Genomic DNA, 18,044 nt, shown 5'->3' on the forward strand with positions numbered 1-18,044 from the left:
TTTTTTGTTGACATGGTAGCAGAAAGTCCAACAAGGAAAATATTCAACAAAACTAAGTAAAACGCTTGCATTATTTTGCCGTTCCCGTTATGATTGTTTTGTAGTTGAACTTATATATACAAGTGTTGTTTTTGCTGCCTGATTGGCTAAGGTCAAAGGAGGCAGTCGTGTGAAAGAAAGGAGCCTAATCTTATGGGCAAGTATCAAGAAGATGCTGAAAAGCTGTTGCAGGAGATCGGCGGCAAAGAAAATATCTCCGCTGTGACTCACTGTGCCACGCGCATGCGCTTTGTTCTGAATGATCAAAGCAAAGCCAATGAAAAAGCGATTGAGGATATTCCTAGCGTAAAAGGAATGTTCACCAATGCCGGGCAGTTCCAAGTGATCATCGGCAATGATGTCCCCACTTTTTACAATGATTTCAGTGCTGTATCGGGAATTGAAGGCGTATCCAAAGAGCAGAGCAAAGCTGCTGCTAAACAAAATCAGAACCTGATTCAACGAGCAATCGGAACGCTGGCAGAAATCTTTACGCCATTGTTGCCGGCAATCATCATCGGGGGGTTAATTCTCGGGTTCCGCAATTTTTTGGAAGGGGTACCACTGGGGATTTTAAATGACCAGACTATCACAGAAGCCTCGACCTTCTGGAACGGCGTCAACGGGTTCTTGTGGCTGCCAGCCGAAGCAATCTTCCACTTCTTACCAGTAGGGATCACTTGGTCCATTACCCGTAAGATGGGGACGACTCAAATTCTGGGGATTGTCTTGGGGATCACGTTGGTGTCACCACAACTCTTGAATGCTTATGCCGTCAATGGAACTAGCGCCGCTGACATTGCAGCCAACTGGACTTGGGATTTCGGTTACTTCACTATCGAAAAAATCGGTTATCAAGCGCAAGTTATTCCGGCGATGCTGGCAGGCTTTTTGTTAGTCTATCTGGAACGCTTCTTCCGTAAACGGATTCCTGAAGCCGTGTCTATGATTTTTGTTCCACTGTTTTCACTGTTGCCAACAATCATCGCGGCTCATGTTATTTTAGGCCCAATCGGTTGGCAGATTGGTTCAGGTATTTCCTTTGTTGTTAATGCGGGTCTGTCTTCTTCATTGAACTGGTTGTTCAGCTTGGTATTTGGCGGGCTATATGCACCGTTAGTAATTACCGGGCTGCACCATACGACATTGGCAATCGACCAACAGTTAGTATCAGATTTTGGTACCACCAACTTATGGCCGATGATTATGCTGTCAAATATTGCACAAGGGACTGCCGTTTTAGCTATTTATTTCCAACATAAAGGCAATAAAAAAGAAGAACAAGTCTCAGTACCATCGACAATTTCTGCTTACTTGGGAGTTACAGAACCGGCGATGTTTGGGATCAACTTGAAATATGTTTATCCTTTTGTAGCTGCTATGATCGGTTCTGCTGTAGGGGCAGTTTTGATTACGGTGACGGGTTCACGAGCGTTGGGAATTGGTGTCGGCGGTCTGCCTGGGTTCTTATCTTTCCCAATCAAGAGTTATCCATGGGTATTTGCTTCGATGCTGTTGACGATGGCAGTTACCTTTGTTATGACCTATGTGCTGCGTAATGTTAAAGCCTTGAATAAAGTAGAACCCGTGCTGGATGAGGGTGGTTTAGCCTTAGCAGGTGCCGGCGCAGCGGGTAGTGGACCGGCTGTGACAGTAGCGGATATGGCAAAAGATGAAGTTGCCGGAGCGACACCTGATACGGTAACAGAAGAAATCATCTATGCACCAGTGGAAGGTCAGATTATCGCCATCGGTCAAGTCAACGATCCAGTCTTTTCACAAAAAATGATGGGGGATGGATTTGCCGTGCGACCAAAAGCGCAGGAAATCTATGCGCCGGTTTACGGGCAAGTAATCAGTGTTTTTGAAACCAAACATGCCATCGGAATCAAGACCGCTGGTGGAGCTGAAGTCTTGGTGCACATGGGGTTGGATACTGTCGAATTGAAGGGGGCGCCTTTTGATGTCAAAGTCAAAGAAGGCGACCGGGTCACACCAGAAACCCTGTTGGCAGAAATGGATCTAGAGGCAGTAAAAGCTGCTGGTAAAGAAACAGATGTGCTGGTAGTCTTTACCAATGGCGAAAAAATTGCCAGTTTGACACTGGATAATTCCGGTGAAGTCGTTGAACAAAGCCGCATCGGGCATGTGGACGTTATCGGCTAAACTTTATTCAAAAAATCGAAGCCGTTGGAATACGCCGAGAAGGGTATTCCAACGGCTTTTTATGCTGCAAAAAAACGTTGGCTTTTAAAAGGCAGCTGATCTGATGAGTGGCGGCTGCCCAACATGAAAACCAGCAACGTGATTTTTAGGCTTGCCGAAAAATAATTGATAGGGTATACTAAGCGCAACATCAATATTTTTCGGTTAACCGAAAATAATTAACGAGGTGAAGCAGATGATTCGTTTTGAAAATATTACGGCGGCCTATTCGCCACAGCAGGTTGTCGTAAACCAGGTGAGTTTTACCGTAACTGGGCCGCAAATCGTCGGTCTGATTGGACCAAATGGTGCGGGTAAATCGACGTTTATCAAAGCCGCATTGGGACTAATTCCGGCAAAAGGCAGTGTAACCGTCGACGGACAGCCATTAAAGAGTGTTCAGCGGGATATTGCTTATGTAGAGCAAAAAAGTGCCATAGACTATAGTTTTCCCATTACCGTGGCTGAAGTTGTTTCGCTAGGGCTATATCCTAACCTGAGGCCTTGGCAATCGTTGCGAAAAGAGTGGCCCAAAGTCATGGCCGCACTGGCAGCTGTTGAAATGGAAGCATTCGCCAAACGCCAGATTGGTGAGCTGTCTGGTGGGCAGTTTCAACGAGTGCTGCTGGCACGAACGCTAGTGCAAGATGCTCAGCTGATCTTTTTAGATGAGCCGTTTGTGGGAATTGATGCTGCCAGTGAGCAGATTATCATGGCATTGTTGCGACAGTTGCGAGGGGCTGGACGCCAAATTTTTATCGTGCATCACGATTTAGGGAAAGTCCGTGACTATTTTGATTCTGTTTTGATTTTAAATAAAGAGTTGATTGCATTTGGTAAGATGGCTGACGTTTTTACGCCAAATAATTTGAAAAAAGCTTATGGGGATGCCATTTTGATTGGAGGGGATCTGACATGATTGCACATTTTATTGAAGGTCTGCTGGCGTATCACTTTTTGCAAAATGCCTTGATCACTTCGCTGGTCATTGGGATTGTCGCCGGTGCAATTGGTTGTTTTATCATTTTACGAGGGATGTCGTTGATGGGAGATGCCATCTCCCACGCAGTACTGCCGGGAGTTGCATTGTCTTTTATTCTGGGAATCAATTTTTTTGTAGGTGCTGTTGTTTTTGGAATTTTGGCCAGTGTCTTGATTACCTATATCTCAAACAATAGCACGGTTAAGAGCGATACAGCTATCGGGATTACCTTTAGTTCCTTTTTGGCGCTGGGGGTAATCTTGATCGGAGTAGCCAACAGCTCCACTGATTTGTTCCATATTTTATTTGGGAATGTCTTGGCAGTTCAAGACAGTGACAAATGGATTACGATTGCAATCGCCGTTTTGGTGCTCGCGCTATTAGTGATTTTTTATCGCCCCCTGCTCTTGACGTCTTTTGATCCGATGATGGCCAAGGCTTTCGGGATGAAGGTCAATCGCTATCACTACCTGCTGATGTTGATGTTGACGTTGGTTTCAGTGACAGCAATGCAAAGTGTCGGAACAATCTTGGTGGTAGCTATGCTGATTACACCAGCTGCGACTGCGTATCTTTTCACCAAACAGCTGAAACACATGATCCTCTTGTCTTCTGCAATCGGTGGTATTTCTTCCATCATCGGGCTTTTCATTGGCTACAGCTTCAATCTGGCGGCGGGATCCAGTATCGTATTGACCGCCGCCGCAATCTTTTTGGTAGGTTTTCTTTTGTCTCCAAAGCGAAACGAGCAGACACGTACAAGACAATGGAAGCTGGCAGCAATTGCAGTGGCAGCTGTCGGACTGGGAATTTTCGGCTATCAACGCTTTTTGGCACCGGCAGCAGCGGAAGAAAAATTACAAGTAGTTGCTACAAACTCGATTGTGGCGGATCTGGTAAAAGAGATTGCCGGCGATCAGGTCCAGCTCCACAGCATCGTACCGGTGGGAAAAAATCCCCATGAATATGAACCCTTAGCTGAAGATGTGCGCAAAACAGTAGAGTCCGACGTAATTTTTTACAATGGCTTAAATTTAGAAACAGGGGGCAATGGTTGGTTCACTAAGCTGATGGATAACGCGGGTAAAAAACCGGAACAGGACTATTTTGCCGTCAGTGATGGTGTCGATGTGATCTATCTAGAAGGCGCGGCGGAGGCTGGCAAGGAAGATCCCCATGCGTGGTTGAATATCGAAAATGGTATCTTGTACGCTGAGAATATTTACCAGACGCTAAAAGAAAAGGACCCAGACAATCAAGCAGTCTATCAGGAACGATTTACGGCATATCGAGACAAATTACAAAAATTAGATGCGACTGCCAAAAAACAATTTGCAGCCATTCCGGAAAAAGAGAAGCTGATTGTGACCAGTGAAGGCTGCTTCAAATACTTCTCTAAAGCCTATCAAATACCTTCAGCGTATATTTGGGAAATCAATACGGAAGAAGAAGGAACACCCGCACAGATTACAAGTTTGGTGGACCAACTGAAGGTCTCCGATGTCAAAGCTCTCTTTGTGGAAAGTTCCGTCAACAAAAAACCGATGCAAAGCGTTTCAAAGGATAGCGGCATCCCTATTTACGCAGAGATTTTTACAGATTCCATCGCTGAACCCGGGAACCCTGGTGACAGCTATTACAATATGATGAAGTGGAATCTGGAAAAAATTTATGCTGGATTAGCGGGAGAATAAGTAACAAAATTTCCCTTGAATTGGAATTAAAAAGTACAGGGCGGTGACAAGCGTTTAGTCACTGTCCTCCGAAGCAAAAAATACGCAAGGAGAACCCCAAAAGACACGTCACTTCCATTAAAAACAGTGAAGTGACGTGTCTTTTCATTAGAAAGCAGATTGGAGAAATCAGTCAGTCAAACAAACGACATAGCGGTGGGGTCTATTCCTTTATTATGAAAAGAACCCTGGGATATCACTGGCATCAATTGTTTTCTGCAGTGGCTCGCATTATATAATTCATCAGAATATCTTCTGGATCCACTGCGGATTTAGTCAATGGCGGCGGTGTCGACAGTGGCTTGAGATCAAAGGTTTCCGGTGCCTCCAAGGGCAGCAGCTGAGTGGCTAATAACTGTCCACAGCTGACCAGATAAAGCTTTTTGGTCTTTCCGTCAGCCAGTGGCAGAGAAAAAAGCACCGCTTTTTGTTTCCGAAAAGACGCCCGCTGTTTGAGATAACGATGAAAATGTTGGGCCATTTCTAGCAGATGTTGGAGTTCCGCTGCATTTTCGAAGTTCAGTTGTTGGGCGCTGGCGGCAATCCGTGCTTGCAGGTCATCAAAAAAAGCAGTGGGTTCTCCTTGGAAAAACAGATGGACTTGATAAACCCGGTCTGTCAGTTGTTGTTGCGCCATATCCGGTAGTTGTCGCTTGACAGCTAGTTCTGTCAGATGGTTGATGCCTGGCAACAGGTAGGTATCCTGCAATACTTCCAATAAATGAGGAAGCTGTTTGTACTGCCGAAAAGGGCCTACAATACTCGGTGATTTCGCCTGCGCATCTGACAGCTGAAAAGTGGCAGGGGATACTTCTGAATCAGGAGGTAGCTTTTCTTGGAGAAGCTCGGCCCCATTTTTTGTTAAATGAATATAGGCGTAGTTGCGGTGATGATTCATCACCCGATTGTACAGTGGATGATGCTCTTGGATCAGGCGGCATTCCAGCAAAAGTGCATCCAACTCCGTATCAACGACGCGCCATTCCAAATCAGCGATGTTCCAAACCATTCGCTGCACTTTTTTGGAGTGCTGATTATTGTGCTGAAAATATGAACGAACACGATTTTTCAAATTTTTGGCTTTGCCTACGTAAAAGATTGCCCCGTGAGTATCCTTCATCAAGTAGATGCCCGGGAGTTCTGGCAATCGGCGCAGTTTGTCTTGTATAGTTTCCATGGATGAAAAATAACAGAAATCCACTCGGAAAACAAGCGCCGCCTTTTTGGAAAGAGGCCCCTTTCTGTTAGGAGCTTCAGGAAAAAATGCCGTGTTTACGATTGTTCCTAAATTAGCAAGCTTGACAGTATCAGCCTCTGAAATCTTTAACTGCGAACAGACGGCAATCTTCCAGCCTTTTTAAAGGAAGATTGCCGTCTGTTGCTGGTTGCACATTGGCCATTTTTAGTTGTTGCACTTAATTAGCTCACGGTGATACTACCACTTTTGCTAGTAGCAGTCAGGCTGAAGGTGGGGGCAGTGCCGATGGTCCCGGCCAACTGTTTCCGAGAAGAAAAACGATTGTGGATCTCGCCGCTGTGGTGGGTGCTGCCACTGCCAGATTTCAAGTCGAAATCATAGGATTGCTCAGGTGCCATCTGCAGACGAATACTGCCGGATTTCGTACCGATTTCCAGCTCTTCGGTCAGTGTTAACCGGCTGCCATTAATCGATCCGGAAGTTGTTTTTAACGTCCCGGAAGTCTGCAGCTCATCAAAATGCAGAGAGCCGCTGCGAGTGCTGCCGTCTATTTCACCAATTTTACTTTCATGAAGTTTTAAAGAGCCGCTCTTGGTAGCAGCAGTCAAATAGTCGGCGGTGACGGCGGCAATTTTGACGCTGCCGCTAGTCGCCGTTGCAGTCAATTCCTGAGAGCGACCATCAGATAGGCCGAGACTTCCGCTGGCAGTCGTTGCCCGCAGGTATTGTAAAGCAAATTTTTTGATGCGGATTGAACCGGAAGTCGCATTGACCTCAGCTTCTTCGGCCTGTACTTGCCGCAAATCCACACTGCCGCTAGTCGAAGAAACCGTCAGATAGCGGCTGTCTTGCTCTCGTAAAATCAGCGAACCAGCAGTCGTCGCCAGCTGAGTTTCCGCAAGCTCTGACAGACCGCCTAACCAGATGCGACCACTCGTAGTATTGATCTGGAGTGTTCCTGCAAAATGTTGTGGAACGTAAATGGTGAGCCAACTTTTCAGCTGCCAAGAAAAATGTGGTCGCGGGCCTTCCCGCAGAATTAGGTAGCCATCTTCTTGTTCACAATCAGAAAATAGGCTTTCATCTTGCTGATTGATTCGTTCGATAATCTGAAAGTTGTCGTCTTGGCTGGCAAATAGTGCCACGTTGGTTTGCGTAAAACGCTCCAACGACAACTCACTGATGGTGTCTCCTAAAACGTGATAGCGCTTATCAAAAAGGGTTTCTTTTTCCTGCATTTGCCACCAAGCGGCTTCCAGTTGGGCACTGTCTTTGATCCGGCCTTTTGCCAATAAGGGCTCGCCGATCATGTCGTCCACCATACCAAGAAGGTCGTTTTTCAAAGGATCAAAGTTTTCTTTCAGCTGTCGACCCAAGTCCCGCAAGTTACCAGCCAAATCTTGCTGAAGGTCTGCATCTTCGGAATCTTCAAGCTGGATCGTTGCATTGCGGGCTTCATCTGTCCTTTCCGAATCCGCCGCTTTTGGTTGCATTGAAGTAGTCTGTTCTGCATGTTCTTCTTTTAATTGGGCCAAGGTGTCTTTTTTCAAAGGAGCCAACTGACTCAAAGGCTCCGTCAAATCACCGGCCTCTTGAAAGGCAGCGGCGACGGCAGCTTCTGGCGTTGCGCCAGTCACTAGTCGGTCCAAGACAGCCTCCTTCAAATCAGATTGAACTTCCAAATAAAATTCTCTGGTCTCTTCGTTTTCTTCAAAATGCTGGAAGATCTCTTCCAGTCGTGTTTGGATCAATTCTTCTGAGCGACTTGCCATTTTGTTTCCGCCTTTCTCTTTTGAGTGAAAAGTTACTTGTACCTGAACACAGCAGTGATAGCGACAGGGATTTTTTTCGTCTTAGTTGTGGAATAAAGAACCGCTTTCTTCTGATCTTGGTTAAAAATTCTCATAACTGAAGGCTAGCTAATTTTTCAAATGGAAATTATTCGTCGGTTGTGGCAGCGGTTTGTGGTGCGAGTTTGCCAGTAATCAGCTGATCGAGAATTTGTTTAGCCACTTGCCAGTTGGCAACTTCTGCGGTCAACGTTTCTTGCCCTTGCGCAGTCAGGTGATAATATTTTCGCCGACCGCCTTTGGTCTGATCCCCCCAATAGCTCTCAATAGCCCCTTGTTTTTCTAAACGACGAAAGACGGTGTAAAGGGTGGCTTCATTGAGGTCATAGGCGCCGTCGCTGAGTTGGGTCACGGTTTTGGAAATGGCATAGCCGTAAGAATCTCCTTGACTGAGGATATTCAGCACGATGGTTTCTACATGGCCGCGAATCATCTCCTTGGAAATTGTTTCGGTCATAGGTTCTCGTCCTTTCTGCTGAGACAGCAATCAGCTTTTGTTTGAATTAATTGTATCACACACTACTTTGTTGTACATAGTACTTTAGTATGAATAATAGTAGTTTTTTTCAAATTGCTTATTTTTGGAGGAGTCAGCTGATTTCTTTTCCCAGCTTGTGAAATTTGTTACCATTAATATGTGAAAACGATTGTATTTCAAGTGAAGGAAGTGCTGTGAAGAAAGCTGCAGCTGCCAGTGAGGAAAAAGGCGCAGAGACGGCGAGAAATGGGGAGAAGAGCGATGAAAATCCAAAAGTTTACCGGCGGCATAGATTTCGCGCCGTCAACATTGAAGCTAAAAGAACTTTTTCGATTGGAACCGGAGCTTTATGTTTATGAACCGATAGAAGTAATGATTCCATTTGACCAACACATCGGGGCACCTAATGAAGTTCAAGTAGCTGTGGGAGACCGTGTGCAGGCAGGGCAGATTATCGCGATGTCTGAAGCAGAAGTTTCTGGTCATGTCCATGCCTCAATCACCGGAGAAGTGACAGCCATTCGTGAAGTCCCTAACTTAGCCGGTGGCACTCAAACAGCAGTGGTCATTCGCCGAGAGCTATCTGCAAATCAAGAAATAGTACAGCAGCTAAGTCGCGAGACGACAATGGCAGAAAGAGTACGGGAAGCTGGTGTTGTAGGGCTGGGTGGGGCGACCTTTCCAACACATGTCAAACTAAAGCCGGCCGATCATGTGGATGTTCGCTTTGTCGTGTTAAATGGAGCGGAGTGTGAGCCATTTATCCATGCCGATGACTACCTCATGCAGCGAGAAGCCCAGAAAATTATCCGCGGAGGAGAGATTGCGCGGGAGCTTTTACATGCGGAAAAGATTCTAGTGGGGATTGAAGCGGATAAACCACTAGCCATTGCCGCTATGCAAAAAGCCAGTGCGAATATTGTAGATTGCGAAGTTCACGTTTTACCGATTCGTTATCCTCAAGGTGGGGAAAAGCAGCTTTTGGAAACTTTAATTGGTGCTGAGTCACCCATGGGAGGTCGGACAGTAGAAACGGGAGCTTATACGATGAATGTTGCCACCTCCAAAGCTTTAGCCGAGGCCGTCGATGATTATCGTCCGTTGACCAGACGCTATGTGACCATTACTGGTGACGTTGGCAGCCGACGAGTAGTGGAATTTCCGCTGGGCACCTGTGCCGGAGAATTGATTGCTTTTTGTGGTGGTTTTATCGGTGGACCGCCGATTCGCATCATTCATGGTGGACCGATGATGGGGCGGACTCTCCATGAGTTAGACACACCGCTAACAAAGGGTTCAAATGGATTGGTGGTTTTGAACCGAAGTCATGATCGCCTATTTACCGAAGAACCGTGTATTCGCTGCAATCGCTGTGTGGCCAGCTGTCCTATCCGTCTGGAGCCACAAAATATCGATCAAGCGATGCGAAGTGGTGAGCTGGTTCGCTGTGAACAACTACAAGCGGAGCAATGCATCAACTGCGGGTGTTGTAGTTATGTTTGTCCGTCTCGTCGACATTTGGCAGCCACAATCAATGAAGCCAAGCAAACCATCGGCAAGCTAAAGAAGGAGGCGGCGGAAAAATGAGTAAACTGGAAAAACAGGCAGTTTCTGAAGAACAGGCAGTGTCTATCCAGCAGTTAGCAGGAGAATGCAGTCAGCTGCAAACCGCGCCGAACCCGCATTTAACCGGAGATGTGTCAAGCCGTCGCATCATGGGAACTGTCACGTTAGCTTTGCTACCAATCGGATTGTTATCGGGTTTTTGGTTCGGCTGGCGAGTGTATCTACTTTATATTCTGGCGGTGGGAACGGCACAACTTTCGGAGATAATCTGGTTCAAGGTCCAAGGAAAAAAACTGACCTTTGATCTGAGTGCGGTGGTCACCGGATTGCTGTTGGCTATGAACCTGCCGCCTTCTGCACCTTGGTATTTTCCGGTAATCGGAGCGGCTTTCGCAATCGTCGTTGTCAAAGAGTTTTTTGGCGGCATCGGCTATAATTTTTTGAATCCCGCACTAGGAGGACGTGCCCTGTTAGTAGGTTTGTTCTTTGAAGAAATGTTTCGAATCAGCTGGCCAAATCCGCCTTTTAACAGAATTTCACCGGAAGCTGTGGAGCAGGCCACAATAGATGCCACGACCCATGCCACACCACTAGCTGCTATGAAAGCAGGCGAGCTGCCAACTACCGAGACACTTTTGGACATGCTGGTGGGCAATACCGGCGGGCGAATCGGAGAAACATCGGCACTTTTGATTTTATTGGCAGCTATTTTTTTAATCTGGCAAAAAATCATCCGGGTTCATATTCCGCTGATAATGGTCGCTGTGGTGGCAGTAGGGGCTTGGCTATTTGCTGAACCTGGGAATTTGGCTTCTTGGCAGACAGTAGTTGGCCACATTCTGGGAGGCGGGCTGCTATTGGGAGCTGTCTTTATGGCCACCGACTATTCCTCGAGTCCTTCTACGACAGTAGGTGAATGTTTGTATGCCACCGGTATTGGCCTGCTAATAGTGATCCTGCGATTTTGGGGCCCTACAAATGAAGGAGTCAGCTATGCAATATTGATCATGAATTGTTGTGTGCCTTTGATTGATCGTCTGTTTCGGCGCCGGGTTCTGGGTGAACCAGGAAATTCTACGCTGAATATAAAGCTGGATAGATAGGGGAGAAACTTATGAATTTAGCGATTCGAATAGTTATGTTTCTTGGCATAGTGGCTATTGTGAATTTGACAGAAGAAAATGGTCGGCAAATTGGGGAACCAAATAAGATTAGTCGACTGTTGCAAACCATTCTTTTGACAACAATGATTACTGTTGGTGCTGCTTGCGGGCTGTTGCTGTCTTTGTTACTACCACCGTCGTTTGTTTCCAACGGCAACGAACCAGTTATGGGACCTTTGCTTTTAGGATTGACTACCGGCTGTTTTAGCTTGGCGACAGCAAAACTGCTGGGACGAACAACTTGGGCCCTTTTGTCGCAACGGCAATTGGTAGTCCTATTACCGATTCTGATTGTTTTGGCTTTGACCAGTGGCTTGCATCTGGCGGATGTGGGGGACAGTCTTTATCAAGGGGGCTTAAGTCTAGGTTTCTTTTGGCTTTGCGGCATTCTGTCTGCTGGTATTCAGGACCGACTGCGGATTGCACCAATTCCAAAACCGTTACAGGGCCTTCCAATTCAGCTGATTTTGCTATTTCTGATTTTTTTGAGTTTGTCCTTTTTCCGTGGCGTTTTCTTCGAGGAAATTTTCTGAAAGAGTCTGGCTGGGTTGCGAAATTTTCGCAGTTCGGCTAGACTTTCTTTGCGTAGAAAGTGAGGCAGCAGGAGATGGAAGAATTATTTTTAGGAATTGATGTGGGGACGACGGCAGTAAAACTGGGTGTTATCGAAGCCGGTCAGTTGCGCCATCACGGGCAGGCAGCGCTGGTCACGTATTCTGATTATGGGATAGATCGCTATCAAAAAGCTGCTGAGGTGTTAGCGGCAGTCAAGGAATTGATTGGTTTAATTCCAGAAACCTTCCGCAGTCGGATTACTGATATTGCCTTCAGTACGGCTATGCACAGCCTGTTGCCGCAGCCTCCGGAGATGGACCTTACAGCCGGCAAGATTTTTCTCTGGTCGGATCGTCAGGCCGGACCTTTTATGGAAGAGTTTCGTAAAACACAACAAGCACAGGACTTTTACTTAGCTACTGGAACGCCAATTCATGCCATGTCAACTTTTGCTAAGATTGATTTTCTGCAAAAGACTGGTGCTTATCCGCAAGAAACCCGCTGGTTGGGGGTAAAAGAGCTATTGCTGACGACCTTTACTGGTGAAACAGTTATTGATGCCGCCACTGCTTCTGCCACGGGACTATATCAGTTAGCTAGTGGCAGCTGGGATGAAAAAATACTGGCCTATCTGGGAATCAAAAAGCCGCAGATGGCTCGAATCGTAGACGGGTCAAAGGCGTTTACTATCACCGCGGACTTGGCAACAGAGCTGGGTCTGCCGCTGACAAGTAACGTGTACGCCGGCGCTAGCGATGGCTGTCTAGCAGCTTTTGCCGGCTATCACTACACGGGTATTGCTAATAGCTTAACGATTGGCACCAGTGCAGCAGTGCGAGTTTTGCGCAAAGAGCCAAAGCTGGATCCTGTCCGTCAAAATTTTTGTTACGTTTTAAATAATGACTGGTTCGTCACTGGGGCGCCCTCCAACAATGGCGGCTGTGTCTTACAGTGGGCCGCTAACGTATTTTTCCCGCAGGCTCCCCAGCGCTTTTATCAGAAATTGCCGGAAATCCTGGCACAAACAGCCGTCGGTTCAGACGGGGTCAGATTTGCACCTTTCATTAACGGGGAGCGGGCACCCTATTGGCGTACCGCGGTTACAGCTGGGTTTCAGGGACTGACCGTTGATACTAAACAGGCACAATTAATCAGAAGCGTCGTTGAAGGTCTATTGTTAAATGTCAACATACTGGCGGAAATGGCGGGTGTCACGGATGAGATCACTTTAAGCGGCGGTTTTTTCCAAACAACAGCTCTCACACAGCTGACCTTGGATATATTAGGCTGCCAAGGCGTTCTTTCTGAAGAAAACGAGCCTATTTTCGGCTTGTATGCTTGGCTGAAGGAAAAACCAACGCCGCCTAAAAACTCTGGCACAGAACTGTCTTGGAATCCTGAAAACTATCAGAAGTATGCCAAACTCAGCGAGAATTATTTTGATTTTGTGTGAGTTGTGGCGCCAGTTGATTTTCTATAAGAATACGGGAAACCTTTATCATACAAGCTTAGCAGAGATATGAGTAATCAGTGTGCACGTTTACAAGTAACATGAGAGTTTGTAAAAGACACCTGCTCCGTACCGTTTGGTGAGAAGCAGGTGTCTTTTGGTTGTTGTGGAGAGCTTGAAAAACGGTCACTCAATCGTAATCGTCTTCCCTGGCTGATCAGCTAAGGTTTTTTTAGGTAGTGTCAGGTGCAACACGCCGTTTTTAAATGTTGCAGTGATTTTTTCTTCATCAATATTGCGGATGGTAAAAGTGCGTTGGAAACTGGCTGTAGAACGTTCCCGCCGTAGGTAGCGGCCGTTTTCCTCTGCGTCTTCCAGCTCTTTTTTCTGAAAGGCTGCGATAGATAATTGATCATCGGCGTAGTGAACGGTGATATTTTCCTTTTCCACTCCGGGAAGATCAGCTGCGACTTCATAGCGATCGTTGTATTCTTTGATGTCGGTGGATATCTGCCGGTCTTGCCAGAAATTGTTCATGAGTTTGCCCATCAGTTCCTCGCTGTTGCTGCGTAGTGCGTTCAAATCGTCAAAATCTCTTGGAATCAAGTTTGCCATTGTCTATCCCTCGTTTCGTTAGTTTTACTTCAAATTTATTGTAAGGCGGATGGGGCAGGGAAAGCAACTGATATGAAGAGAAGGAACCGCAAGAATCCGTTCATTAAGAGAACTACTAAAGAAAAAGCCCAACTAAAAACTAAGATTTTTTCACGAAAGATGCCAGATGCGGCGGTTTATGATAGAATCGAGGCAACGATTTTTGTTGGAAGAACGGTAGCAAAGACAGGAAGTTTTTTGTATTTGCGGCGGTTGTTTCCTTTAGAAAGCAGGTGACAGGTTGGAGATCATAGAAAAAGCACCCGCCAAGATCAATCTGGGGCTAGATGTGCTACATAAGCGAGCCGATGGGTATCATGAGTTGGAAATGGTCATGTCCAGCGTGGATCTTGCAGATCGATTGACCATCACGGAACTTCCGGAAGATAAGATTATCTTGGAGACCAATAAGGCATTTTTGCCGGTAGATAGACGCAACAATGTTTATCAGGCAGTGGCCATGATGAAAAATCGATATGGTATCAAAACTGGTGTCAAAATTGATATCCAGAAAAATATCCCGGTAGCAGCGGGTTTAGGTGGAGGGAGTTCCGATACGGCAGCCGCTTTGCGAGGGCTGAATCGACTTTGGCAGTTGGGACTATCAGAAGACGAATTGATTGCTATCGGCGTCGAAATCGGGACCGACGTGCCTTATTGTCTTTATGGCCACACCGCTTTTATCGGTGGCAAAGGTGAACTGGTCCAATTGATTGACCCGATGCCGCAGTGTTGGGTGGTTTTGGTGAAACCCAAAATCAGCGTTTCTACTCGTACGGTATTTCCCGAAGTTGATGTGGAGAAGATTAGTCATCCGAATATCGGTGCGTTGCGGGCAGCTATCGAAGCTGACGATTACGAAGAAATGATACGGCAGATGGGCAACAGCTTAGAAGACATCACCATTCAACGACATCCTGTGATTCAGCAGATCAAAGACCGCATGCTAAAATATGGCGCGGATGCGGCTCTGATGAGTGGTAGCGGGCCAACTGTTTTTGCATTGTGTCGGCAGCATTCCCGAGCACAGCGGATCTACAATGCCCTGAAAGGCTTCTGTGAGGAAGTCTATCTAGTGCGGACGTTGAAGTAAATAGGAAGAAAAGACCTTTTCGAAGACGACTTGTTTCTGAGACCGGCAATAGCTGCAGGTTTTGTGAGCGAAGCTTGGTTTCGAAAAGGGCTTTTTTTATTTGTGTCTACAAAAGTTAGTGTTGGTAAAAATTCCTCGTAAAACGACAGTTGTGTTATTGTTCATATGAATGGAGAATCCTATTACACCGGGGTTTATTCCGATTTACAATGAAAATTTCGTTTTAAATCGGAAGTTTTACGATTTCGGTTGACGGGTATTTTTTTCTCTGGTAAATTAATCCCTGCAGCAAATCGTAAAATTCCGATTTGTTTTGACGATGAGATGAAGAGATGAGGCGAATATAAATGAAGAAAGTTTTACTAGGAGCAGGGGTTGTATTTAGCAGTTTATTATTGGCAGCGTGTAGTGGCGGCAAAACCACTTCAAGCAGCAACCCTGCGACAGGTGACGAAAAGATCAAAGTAGTGGCGACATTTTATCCAATGTACGATTTTGCCAAAGAAGTCGTAGGTGATGAAGGGGAGGTCTCGTTATTGATTCCGGCAGGGACTGAGCCCCATGATTACGAACCAAGCGCCAAAGATATGGCTGCTATCAGCGATGCCGATGTCCTCGTATACAATCTGGACGAATTTGAAACATGGATGGACAATGTCAAAGATAACTTGAATAAAGACAAGACATTGGTGATTGAAGCCGGGGACGAGATTGATTTATTGGCAGCTTCCGGTGATGGTCACGATCATGAGGAGGAAGAGGATCACGACCACGAAGCTGAAGAAAGTCACGATCATGAAGACGAACACGACCATGATGGCAAAGATCCCCATGTCTGGACGGACCCAGTGATGGCAATCAAAGAAGTTCAGGAAATTGCTAAAGAACTGGGGGAAAAATACCCTGAGAAAAAAGCGACCTTCGATCAGAATGCTGCGGCTTACGTTGCTAAGCTGGAAAAACTGGATGCTGACTATCAGGCAGCCTTCAAAGATGCTAAAAACAAGACACTTCTGGTACAACATGCGGCATTTGGCTATTTGGCTCACCAATACGGACTGACCCAAGAATCCATTGCGGGTATTTCACCAGATCAGGAGCCAACGCCGGCGCGATTAGCTGAATTGAAGCACTTTGTTGAAGATCATGGCGTTTCGGTGATTTATTTTGAAGAAAATGCCAATTCTAAAGTTGCTGAGACCCTTTCCAACGAAACAGGCGTCAAATTGTCAGTCCTCAATCCGCTGGAAAGCTTGACCAACGAGCAGATGAAAGCTGGCGAAAATTATCTTTCGGTTATGGAAGACAATCTGAAAGCTCTAAAAGAAAGTATCAAGTAAGTAATTCTGCTCCAGTGCTTGTCTACGATCCGGACTTTGCACAAACTGAGGGAATAATGATACACTCAAAGAACCACAGCCTAAGAGGGGCTTTGGTTCTTTGCCACGTTTTAAGGAACACTGATGACATAGAAGCAGGCTGTAAAAAAGTACAGCTGATTTGAAAGAAAAGAGGCAATGCATTGCAGTATATCAATGTTTCGGACCTGACTTTTTATTATGATGATGAGCCGGTCTTAGAAGATATTTCATACCAAGTGAATGCCGGTGAATTTGTGATTTTGACCGGGGAAAATGGCGCCGCTAAGTCGACTTTGATCAAAGCGACTCTGGGACTCTTGAAACCCGCCAAAGGAACAGTGACATTGGCGAAAACCAATACAGAAGGCAAAAAAATCAGTATCGGCTATATCCCCCAGCAGGTAGCATCCTTTAATGCCGGCTTTCCCAGCACTGTATTGGAGTTGGTGCAGTCAGGCCGCTACCCGCGGGATCGCTGGTTTAAGCGTCTGTCTACAAAAGACCACGAGCACGTAAAACGAGCATTGGATGCAGTAGGAATGTGGGAAATGCGAAACAAGCGCATCGGTGAACTCTCGGGGGGACAAAAACAACGAATAAGCCTGGCGCGAATCTTTGCGACGGATCCAGATCTGTTTATCTTGGATGAACCAACGACAGGAATGGATGAGGAAAGTCGTAAAAAGTTTTACCATTTGTTACAGCACAATGCCCATGATCATGGTAAGGGAATCTTAATGATTACCCATGACCACGAAGATATCAAAGAATACGCTGACCGACAAATTCGGTTGGTGCGAAAGGAGGATTCTCCATGGCGTTGTTTTCATATGAATTCATGATTAAAGCTCTTTGGGCGGCAGTTTTTATTGCTGGTATCGCGCCGATGTTGGGCGTCTTTCTGGTGATTCGGCGGCAGTCTTTGATGGCCGATACCTTGTCCCATGTTTCGTTGGCAGGGGTGGCTCTGGGCTTTTTCCTGAATATCAATCCCAGCTTGACGACATTGATTGTTGTGGTAATTGCAGCGATTTTGATGGAATATCTGCGCTCCATGTATCGCACCTACTCAGAAATCTCTATCGCAATCTTGATGGCGGGGGGCTTGGCCTTAGCACTGGTTTTGATGAACCTTTCTAAAGGCAGCTCTGCCACCAGTATTCAGTCTTATCTCTTTGGTTCCATCGTGACGATCACCACTCAGCAGGTTGTAACTTTAGGCGTCTTATTCGCGTTGACAGCTATCTTGTTTGCCTTGTTTAAGCGCCCGATGTATGTACTAACTTTTGATGAAGATACTGCCCATGTAGACGGATTACCGGTACGTTGGATGTCTATGGCATTCAATGTCTTGACCGGTGTCGCTATCGCCGTGATGATTCCAATCGCAGGAGCACTGCTGATTTCAGCAATTATGGTTTTGCCGGCAGCGATCAGTATGCGGATTGGAAAAAGTTTCAACACAGTCATCGTGATCAGTATTATCGTTGGCTTGATTGGCATGATCAGCGGCCTAATTAGTTCCTTTTATCTGAATTCACCACCAGCTGCGACGATTACCCTGGTCTTTATCGCTTTGTTTTTGATAGTGAACCTAGTCAAACGTGTGGTCATTGGAGTTCAGCGAGGACGGCGGTTGAACTGACTTTGTAAAAAATTCTATAGTTCACAAAAGCCTTTCGAAACTTGTCTTTCGAGAGGCTTTTTTGTGTGCTCT

15 protein-coding genes are annotated in these 18,044 nt (G+C 46.2%); 11 read left to right on the forward strand and 4 right to left on the reverse strand.

Annotation, left to right across the window (positions count from 1 at the left end; translation table 11 throughout):
* Positions 1-192: 192 nt before the first annotated feature.
* From treP to ACOMA8_RS04590, 3 genes are all read left to right on the forward strand, one after another.
* Positions 193-2,205 carry a PTS system trehalose-specific EIIBC component gene (gene treP, locus ACOMA8_RS04580; RefSeq protein WP_161900330.1) on the forward strand — a complete coding sequence of 671 codons (2,013 nt, stop codon included), beginning with the start codon at positions 193-195 and terminating at the stop codon, positions 2,203-2,205.
* A gap of 235 nt (positions 2,206-2,440) precedes the next feature.
* A complete protein-coding gene (locus ACOMA8_RS04585) occupies positions 2,441-3,163 on the forward strand; it encodes a metal ABC transporter ATP-binding protein (RefSeq protein WP_421368870.1) in 723 nt (240 codons plus the stop codon).
* The gene (locus ACOMA8_RS04590) at positions 3,160-4,920 is read left to right on the forward strand and encodes a metal ABC transporter permease subunit (protein WP_421368873.1); all 1,761 of its coding nucleotides are present in this window, start codon (positions 3,160-3,162) and stop codon (positions 4,918-4,920) included. Before ACOMA8_RS04585 ends, ACOMA8_RS04590 begins: the two co-directional genes overlap by 4 nt.
* Positions 4,921-5,164: 244 nt before the next feature.
* On the opposite strand, the gene ACOMA8_RS04595 is transcribed toward ACOMA8_RS04590, so the two are convergent.
* The 3 genes from ACOMA8_RS04595 to ACOMA8_RS04605 form a co-directional block, all read right to left on the reverse strand.
* Entirely contained in the window at positions 5,165-6,136 is a 972-nt protein-coding gene (locus ACOMA8_RS04595; protein ID WP_421368875.1) for a GIY-YIG nuclease family protein, read from the reverse strand.
* 242 nt (positions 6,137-6,378) lie between these two features.
* Positions 6,379-7,929, reverse strand: a complete 1,551-nt coding sequence (locus tag ACOMA8_RS04600) for a DUF4097 family beta strand repeat-containing protein (protein ID WP_421368877.1) — start codon at positions 7,927-7,929, stop codon at positions 6,379-6,381.
* Between the two features lie 166 nt (positions 7,930-8,095).
* Entirely contained in the window at positions 8,096-8,464 is a 369-nt protein-coding gene (locus tag ACOMA8_RS04605) for a PadR family transcriptional regulator (RefSeq protein WP_161900325.1), read from the reverse strand.
* A gap of 282 nt (positions 8,465-8,746) precedes the next feature.
* Between ACOMA8_RS04605 and rsxC the strand changes: the two genes are divergently transcribed.
* The 4 genes from rsxC to ACOMA8_RS04625 all read left to right on the forward strand — a co-directional run bounded on the left by rsxC (position 8,747) and on the right by ACOMA8_RS04625 (position 13,222).
* On the forward strand, positions 8,747-10,072 hold the full coding sequence (gene rsxC, locus ACOMA8_RS04610; RefSeq protein WP_161900324.1) for an electron transport complex subunit RsxC: 1,326 nt from the start codon (positions 8,747-8,749) through the stop codon (positions 10,070-10,072).
* Positions 10,069-11,154 (forward strand): RnfABCDGE type electron transport complex subunit D, encoded by a 1,086-nt coding sequence (locus ACOMA8_RS04615; protein WP_421368880.1) that lies wholly within the window; start codon positions 10,069-10,071, stop codon positions 11,152-11,154. The genes rsxC and ACOMA8_RS04615 overlap by 4 nt, the downstream gene beginning before the upstream one ends.
* A gap of 11 nt (positions 11,155-11,165) precedes the next feature.
* Complete coding sequence (locus ACOMA8_RS04620) at positions 11,166-11,747, forward strand: hypothetical protein (protein ID WP_421368882.1); 582 nt, start codon at positions 11,166-11,168, stop codon at positions 11,745-11,747.
* Between the two features lie 74 nt (positions 11,748-11,821).
* Positions 11,822-13,222, forward strand: a complete 1,401-nt coding sequence (locus tag ACOMA8_RS04625) for a gluconokinase (RefSeq protein WP_421368883.1) — start codon at positions 11,822-11,824, stop codon at positions 13,220-13,222.
* 183 nt (positions 13,223-13,405) lie between these two features.
* Here ACOMA8_RS04625 and ACOMA8_RS04630 read toward each other — a convergent pair whose 3' ends face one another.
* Positions 13,406-13,834, reverse strand: a complete 429-nt coding sequence (locus ACOMA8_RS04630) for an Hsp20/alpha crystallin family protein (protein WP_421368885.1) — start codon at positions 13,832-13,834, stop codon at positions 13,406-13,408.
* A gap of 280 nt (positions 13,835-14,114) precedes the next feature.
* On the opposite strand from ACOMA8_RS04630, the gene ispE reads away from it, so the two are divergent.
* The 4 genes from ispE to ACOMA8_RS04650 all read left to right on the forward strand — a co-directional run bounded on the left by ispE (position 14,115) and on the right by ACOMA8_RS04650 (position 17,972).
* On the forward strand, positions 14,115-14,966 hold the full coding sequence (gene ispE, locus ACOMA8_RS04635; protein WP_421368887.1) for a 4-(cytidine 5'-diphospho)-2-C-methyl-D-erythritol kinase: 852 nt from the start codon (positions 14,115-14,117) through the stop codon (positions 14,964-14,966).
* 347 nt (positions 14,967-15,313) lie between these two features.
* Positions 15,314-16,306 (forward strand): metal ABC transporter substrate-binding protein, encoded by a 993-nt coding sequence (locus ACOMA8_RS04640; RefSeq protein WP_421368889.1) that lies wholly within the window; start codon positions 15,314-15,316, stop codon positions 16,304-16,306.
* Between the two features lie 182 nt (positions 16,307-16,488).
* Positions 16,489-17,169: a metal ABC transporter ATP-binding protein gene (locus ACOMA8_RS04645; RefSeq protein ID WP_421368891.1), complete on the forward strand. Its 681-nt coding sequence runs from the start codon at positions 16,489-16,491 to the stop codon at positions 17,167-17,169.
* Complete coding sequence (locus ACOMA8_RS04650) at positions 17,142-17,972, forward strand: metal ABC transporter permease (protein ID WP_421368893.1); 831 nt, start codon at positions 17,142-17,144, stop codon at positions 17,970-17,972. Before ACOMA8_RS04645 ends, ACOMA8_RS04650 begins: the two co-directional genes overlap by 28 nt.
* Positions 17,973-18,044: the final 72 nt, after the last annotated feature.

The sequence above is a fragment of the Enterococcus infantis genome, assembly GCF_049166715.1.
GTDB lineage: Bacteria > Bacillota > Bacilli > Lactobacillales > Enterococcaceae > Enterococcus_C > Enterococcus_C leclercqii.

Excerpts from the sequence above, each read along its gene's own strand:
- ACOMA8_RS04650 (WP_421368893.1), top strand. The coding sequence starts at position 17,142 with ATGGCGTTGTTTTCATATGAATTCATGATTAAAGCTCTTTGGGCGGCA.
- treP (WP_161900330.1), top strand. The coding sequence starts at position 193 with ATGGGCAAGTATCAAGAAGATGCTGAAAAGCTGTTGCAGGAGATCGGC.
- ACOMA8_RS04595 (WP_421368875.1), bottom strand. The coding sequence starts at position 6,136 with ATGGAAACTATACAAGACAAACTGCGCCGATTGCCAGAACTCCCGGGC.
- ACOMA8_RS04625 (WP_421368883.1), top strand. The coding sequence starts at position 11,822 with ATGGAAGAATTATTTTTAGGAATTGATGTGGGGACGACGGCAGTAAAA.
- ACOMA8_RS04605 (WP_161900325.1), bottom strand. The coding sequence starts at position 8,464 with ATGACCGAAACAATTTCCAAGGAGATGATTCGCGGCCATGTAGAAACC.
- ACOMA8_RS04630 (WP_421368885.1), bottom strand. The coding sequence starts at position 13,834 with ATGGCAAACTTGATTCCAAGAGATTTTGACGATTTGAACGCACTACGC.
- ACOMA8_RS04590 (WP_421368873.1), top strand. The coding sequence starts at position 3,160 with ATGATTGCACATTTTATTGAAGGTCTGCTGGCGTATCACTTTTTGCAA.
- rsxC (WP_161900324.1), top strand. The coding sequence starts at position 8,747 with ATGAAAATCCAAAAGTTTACCGGCGGCATAGATTTCGCGCCGTCAACA.
- ACOMA8_RS04585 (WP_421368870.1), top strand. The coding sequence starts at position 2,441 with ATGATTCGTTTTGAAAATATTACGGCGGCCTATTCGCCACAGCAGGTT.
- ACOMA8_RS04640 (WP_421368889.1), top strand. The coding sequence starts at position 15,314 with ATGAAGAAAGTTTTACTAGGAGCAGGGGTTGTATTTAGCAGTTTATTA.
- ACOMA8_RS04620 (WP_421368882.1), top strand. The coding sequence starts at position 11,166 with ATGAATTTAGCGATTCGAATAGTTATGTTTCTTGGCATAGTGGCTATT.
- ACOMA8_RS04600 (WP_421368877.1), bottom strand. The coding sequence starts at position 7,929 with ATGGCAAGTCGCTCAGAAGAATTGATCCAAACACGACTGGAAGAGATC.
- ACOMA8_RS04615 (WP_421368880.1), top strand. The coding sequence starts at position 10,069 with ATGAGTAAACTGGAAAAACAGGCAGTTTCTGAAGAACAGGCAGTGTCT.